The sequence below is a fragment of the Methylobacterium sp. B1 genome, from assembly GCF_000333255.1.
Taxonomy (GTDB): Bacteria; Pseudomonadota; Alphaproteobacteria; order Rhizobiales; family Beijerinckiaceae; genus Methylobacterium; species Methylobacterium fujisawaense.
Window position 1 is genome coordinate 1 of sequence record NZ_BACT01000700.1, and the last position, 5,576, is coordinate 5,576.

4 protein-coding genes and 2 pseudogenes are annotated in these 5,576 nt (G+C 71.9%); 2 read left to right on the plus strand and 4 right to left on the minus strand.

Features of this window, described 5'->3' with window-relative positions; genetic code table 11:
• The 4 genes and pseudogenes from I53_RS20580 to I53_RS20595 form a co-directional block, all read right to left on the minus strand.
• On the minus strand, positions 1 to 1,004 hold a 1,004-nt coding region (locus I53_RS20580; RefSeq protein ID WP_043354141.1), incomplete at its 3' end, for an aminotransferase class V-fold PLP-dependent enzyme.
• Positions 991 to 2,423: pseudogene (locus tag I53_RS35980) on the minus strand (family 2B encapsulin nanocompartment shell protein). The pseudogene I53_RS35980 and the gene I53_RS20580, both read right to left, overlap by 14 nt.
• A gap of 433 nt (positions 2,424 to 2,856) precedes the next feature.
• The gene (gene cysE, locus I53_RS20590) at positions 2,857 to 3,729 is read right to left on the minus strand and encodes a serine O-acetyltransferase (protein ID WP_043354143.1); all 873 of its coding nucleotides are present in this window, start codon (positions 3,727 to 3,729) and stop codon (positions 2,857 to 2,859) included.
• Positions 3,730 to 3,742: 13 nt separating this feature from the next.
• Positions 3,743 to 3,949 carry a hypothetical protein gene (locus I53_RS20595; RefSeq protein WP_043354144.1) on the minus strand — a complete coding sequence of 69 codons (207 nt, stop codon included), beginning with the start codon at positions 3,947 to 3,949 and terminating at the stop codon, positions 3,743 to 3,745.
• 681 nt (positions 3,950 to 4,630) lie between these two features.
• On the opposite strand from I53_RS20595, the gene I53_RS35795 reads away from it, so the two are divergent.
• Positions 4,631 to 4,762: a hypothetical protein gene (locus tag I53_RS35795; RefSeq protein WP_286009589.1), complete on the plus strand. Its 132-nt coding sequence runs from the start codon at positions 4,631 to 4,633 to the stop codon at positions 4,760 to 4,762.
• A 53-nt stretch (positions 4,763 to 4,815) separates the two neighbouring features.
• Positions 4,816 to 5,576: pseudogene (locus I53_RS20605) on the plus strand (hypothetical protein); the annotation flags it as partial.

Here is a 5,576-nt window from a genome sequence, read left to right on the forward strand (position 1 = left end):
GGCGTTGAGGAGCGGCGCACCGCCTCGCGCCCGCCCTCGAACAGGTCGGTGGCGCGCGCCGCCAGGGTGTGGGCGGCGCGGTGGATGTTGGAATTGTGCCGGGCGTAGAACGCGTTCGTCGCGTCGATCACGGCTTTCGGCTTGTGGGTCGTCGCGGCGTTGTCGAGCCACACCAGCGGATGGCCGTTGACGCTCTGGTGCAGGGCCGGGAAGTCCCGGCGGATAGACGCCACGTCGAAGGGCGCCGCGACCGGGCTCGACCCGTGCGAGAGCGCCCGCGGCGCGGGGCCCGGCGCGCGGCTCGGCTCGACGCGCGGCGTCGCGGGAGCCGTCCGGGCCGGGCGGGGGCCGAGGGTCAGGAAGTAATAGTCCGACAGGTTGTCGGCGGCCGGTTCGGGCGCCCGCGAGAGGCGGCCGGTCCTGCGAAAGCTCTCCTGCGCCTCGTCCACGCCCGCCTGCGACGGGTCGGCCGGGACGAGGTGCGGGGCGAGCGCATGCGCGAAGGCCTGGGCGCGGGGGTGATCCGCCGCGACCTGCCGGTGCAGTTCAGGCCCGCCCGGAAACGAGATGTCCGGCAGGGCCGGAAGCGGGCTCACCGGGTGGACCGGCGGGATCGTGGCGGTCCCGGCGAAGGCCGGGCCGGCGGGGGCGAGATTCGGCAGGCCCGGGCCGGTGAGGCCCGGGACGCCGGCCGGCGACGCGCCGAAGGCGCGGGCCCCGAGGGCGGACAGGTCGGGCTGGATCCCCGCGGGCAGCCCGGCGGCCGGTGCCGAGGGCACGCCCACGGCACCGCTCGGCAGCGGAGCGCCGCCGAACCCCTGAGGCACGCTGTCGAGCGCCTGCGGGACCTGCGGGCCCGCGGGGAGGGTGGGGGCGAAGGGCTGGCTCGCCGCCTGCCCCTGACCGTAGATCTCGCGGGCGAGGCGCCCGACGAGATCCGCGTGCGCGAGGTCGCCCGGGCTCGCTCCGGGCACCGCGAGGGCCGTCGCCTCAGGCGTAGTCATGGTAGTTGCCCAGGAGCACGTTATCGAGGCGGGCGATCGCGTCCTCGACCAGCACGGCGGCCGAGAAGTAGCGGGTCACGAGGTGCGAGGCGATCGAATGGTCGTTGGTGCCCATGTAGCGCACCGACAGGCCGGGCTCGATCTCGCCGGTCACCCCGGATTTCTGCAGGCCGACCACGCCCTGCTCGCCCTCGCCGACCCGCAGAAGCAGGATCGAGGTGGTCTGCGCGCCGGTCACCGGGTCGATGTCGATGGGCAGCTTGTCGCTCGGCACCAGCGGCACGCCGCGCCACGTGATGAACGGCGCGCCGAACAGGTGGACGACGACCGGCGGCACGCCCCGGCGGGTCGCCTCCCGGCCGAAGGCCGCGATGGCGCGGGGATGGGCCACGAAATAGGCGGGCTTCTTCCAGACCAGCGTCAGCAGCTCGTCGAGATCATCCGGGGTGGGCGGGCCGCCGCGGGTCGGGATGCGCTGGCGCGGACCGACCTCGTGGAGCAGGCCGAACTGCGAATTGTTCAGGAGTTCCCACTCCTCGCGCTCCTTCACGGCATCGACCGTGAGACGGATCTGCTCGCGGAGCTGGTCGATCTCGTTGGAGTAGAGGTCGGTCACCCGTGTATGGGTGTGAGGATCGTCTGGATGGTCGAGAGGTGATACTCGCGCGGATCGACCTCGTAATCCACGAAGGTCGTGGGCAGGCGCGGCTCGCCGGTATGGACAGCCAGCAGCTCGATGCCCTGCTCGCCGTAGGAGTTGGTGTGGCCCGTGAGGCGGTCGCGCTCCTCGCGGTACTGGGCGATCCTGGCGCGGATCTCCTCGCTCTCCACCGCGGCGGCGTCCAGCGTCAGGAGGGTCACCGCCGACAGGGCCTTCACGGCCGGGGCGGGCGCACGCTCGCCGGCCAAGCCGGCATCGCCGAAATAGTCGCCCTTCGTGGCCAGGCCCTGCCGCAGGCGGCCCTTGTAGGGGCCCGACAGGGTCAGCTCGACGGTGCCGTCGGCGACCACCGTGAGGCTGCGGCCGGAGGCGCCCTCCTCGTGGATCACATCGCCGGCCTTGTGCCGGCTCTCGGTGAACTGAGCCGCCAGGGCCGCGAGCTCCGCATCGCCCAGCCGGCTGAACAACGGCACGGCCCGCAGGGAGGCGGGGCGGATCACCCGGCGTTTGCCGTCTCCCTTGCCGTCTCCCTCTCCCTTGCCGTCTCCCTTCTCCTCGGCGGCGAGATCGATCCGGCCGGGGCGCGCCAGCACGACGGCGCGGCGGTTGACGCGGTAGACCCCGCCCGCCACGTCAACGAAGGGCAGAAGCCGGAGCAGCCAGCGCGGCGTGTTGGCCGCGTTCTGGACCGAGGTGACGGTCGCCGTCGCGAGATTGCGTGCCGCCGTGGCGCTCACGCTCAGACCCGGTCCGCTCATCGTTCGTCCTCACTCCATTCAGGGTTGCAGGCGCGCCGCATCCATCCGCAAGCAGCGGTTCGTCCCGCAGCGTATGCGGGGTCGGCGCGAGACGTCTTGATCATGACTTGATGATGATAACGGGCCGGTAGACCGCATGACCGCCAGTCGAATGATGTATTTTCCAGCGATCGGACAATCCTTGTCCGCCGCTTATCCGGCCTCAGTTCTTGTTCGGCCCGACAGGATCTGGATAAGGCCCGAATCGCCCCAGGGTCAACGGAATGATTTCCCTATTTTAGGCCGCTTCATAGGAATTGTACCTTTGGCATACTTGACGCAAAGGACATAGCGATCGTGCGATCGCCGGATCGAAGAATTTAGTTTCATCCCATCGGGGCGCGCGGCGCAGGCCGGGCGACTTTGTTTCACGGGAAGGATTTTTCGGCGCGCCTCAGATGCCGTCCCCGTAACCGAAGGACTGGTCCATGCTGAGCGCCGGCTCCTCGCCGACGGGCAGGCGCGAGACGACCCGGGCCGGCACGCCCGCCACGGTCGTGTGGGGCGGCACGTCCTGCAGCACCACCGCGGCGGCCGCCACCTTGGCACCCGCGCCGACCCGGATATTGCCCAAAACCTTGGCCCCGACGCTCAGCAGCACCCCGCGCTCGATCTTGGGATGCCGGTCGCCGCTCTCCTTGCCGTTGCCGCCGAGCGTCACAGACTGGAGGATCGAGACGTCGTCGGCGATCACCGCCGTCTCGCCGATCACCACCCCGGTGGCGTGGTCGATGAACACCCCCGAGCCGATCCGGGCCGCCGGGTGGATGTCGCAGCCGAACACCTCCGAGATCCGGCTCTGGACGTGCAGCGCCAGGGTCGCCCGGCCCTGGTGCCAGAGCCAGTGGCCGACCCGGTAGGCCTCCAGCGCCGCCAGCCCCTTGTAGAACAGGAACGGATCGAGGAAGCGGCGGCAGGTCGGGTCGCGCTCGCGGATCGCCACGAGGTCGCGCACGGCGTGGGCGCCCGCCTGCGGATCCGCCTCGAAGGCCGAGAGACACAGGTCGCGCATCGACAGCCGGGCAAGGTCGCCGTCCCCGAGCCGGTGCGCGAGGCGGTAGGCGAAGGCCTGGGCCAGGGAGCGCTGGTCGAGGATCGTGGCCTGGATGATGCCGGCATAGAGCGGCTCCTCGATCAGGGCCGCCTCGGCCTCGGCGCGCAGGCCCGCCCAGACCTCGGCCTCAGCCGTGCCGCGGCTCGTGACGCGCAGCGGCGGCTGGACCACGGCCATCGTGGCCCCCGCGGGGGGCAGGGCGGCGTGATGCATCGGGCGCCGCCGGTCACCGCACGGGGCGGAACAGGTCGGGCAGATAACGTTTCAGGGTGTCGTGCCCCTGGAACTTCACGTCCACGGTGGCCGGGGCATTGCCCGGGGGGTGGATGCCCACCACACGGCCCCGGGCATGCCGCCAGATCCCCAGAATCTCCGCGAGGTCGATCCGCGCGAACACGACCTCGTCGCCCTGCATCATCCGCCCTGGGGTCATGGTGTCGGCTCTCCTTGAACGGCCGGTCGCGGCGGCCTGATTCGGCGGCCAACGGCGCCGGAACCGGGCCGGCGGCGTTGGCGGGAAGTCTTTTCCGGGCACCCCGGTCCGGCGGAGAAGGTTTCGACCGTGCGCGGGCGAAACGGGAGCATCATCTTCGCTAAGCCCTTGTTATATATTGATATTTACGCATCGCCCCTGCCTTGGCAAGCCCCGTGTGCCCGGCCTCGGGCTGGAACGGGCGTCCTCGATCGCGGCCACGATGCCGGCCTGCCCGGGCCGGACCTGAGCTTCTGCTCCAGGATGCGCCTTCGACGAACGACCTGCGCTGCAAGTCCTCGCCAATTTGGCAGCACATTCTCGGCCCCGGCCTCTAGATTGACGGTGTCGGCGCGCAGTCGACGGAGAGCCGAATGGAGGTTTGCCGTGATCGTGAGCAAGAAACGGATCGCCGGGACGACTGCGCCGTGTCTGCCGTGTTGCCGCATCCAAGACGAGGAGAGCGCACGACATCAGACACGAAAGGCGAACACCGATGCTGACCTATGACACGAGCCGGAGCACCCAGCCCGACCTGAGCGCCGAAACGGCCGTTTCCCTCGGCCGAACCCTGCCCGGAGGGTCCGCTCCCATCCCTCCCAAGAACGCGCCGCCCTCGCGAGCGCCCTCGACGACGGCCTGATGCCCGACGAGGTCGACCGGATCCTCGCCGGCCGCCGGGTGGCCGAGGCCTTCCCGATCCGCCGGGGCGAGAGCCCCGAAGCCTACGCGTCACGGGCCGTGTCCGAGATGTTCGTCGCCTACCTCCAGTAGGCGCGCCGTCCGGCCACGCCGGCCTCCCCGAACACGAACGATGGACACCTGTCATGTCGGTCTTCCCCCCCGGGTGGAGGCGCCGGACGGGGACGGCTGCCTGCGCCCTCGCCCTGGCGCTGGGAGCCGCCGGCCCGGCCGCCGCGCACCCGCCGAAGGGCCGCGGCGCGGCCTCCGCGGCGTCTGCCGCCGATGGGCCGGTCGTCCCGGCCCGGCTCACGGTCGGGCCGGGCGGCCGGGACCTGCGACTCGCCGGCGATCTCACCGAGGGTGTGGCCGCACGGGTCGCGGCCCTCCTCGCCGCGCACCCGCAGATCGCGCGCCTCCATCTCACCAGCGACGGCGGCCTGGTGGAGGAGGGGGCGGCGATCGGGGCGCTCGTGGCGGCGCGGGGGATCGCCACCTACGTCCCCGACGCCTGCGCCTCGGCCTGCACGCTGATCTTCGTCCGCGGCCGGACGCGCTACCTCGCGACCGGCGGCCGGCTCGGCTTCCACGCCCCCTACGAGATCGGGGCGCAGGGTCGGATGCGCCCGGTGGATTCCGCGCCGGAACGGGCGGCCTACCGGGCCGCCGGCCTGCCGGCGGCCTTCGTGGCGCGGGCCCTGGCGGTGCCTCCGACCGGGATCTGGATCCCGGCCGCGGCCGAGCTGCGCGCGGCCGGCATCGTCACCGAGGTCGTCGGGCCGGACCGTTTCCCCGATTCGACCCTGGACGCGGATCCGAGCGCGGCCGGGGCCCGGGCCGCGATCCTGCGAACCCTGCCGATCCTGCAGCAGGCCGACGCGGCGGGACTCGACCCGATCGCCCGGTG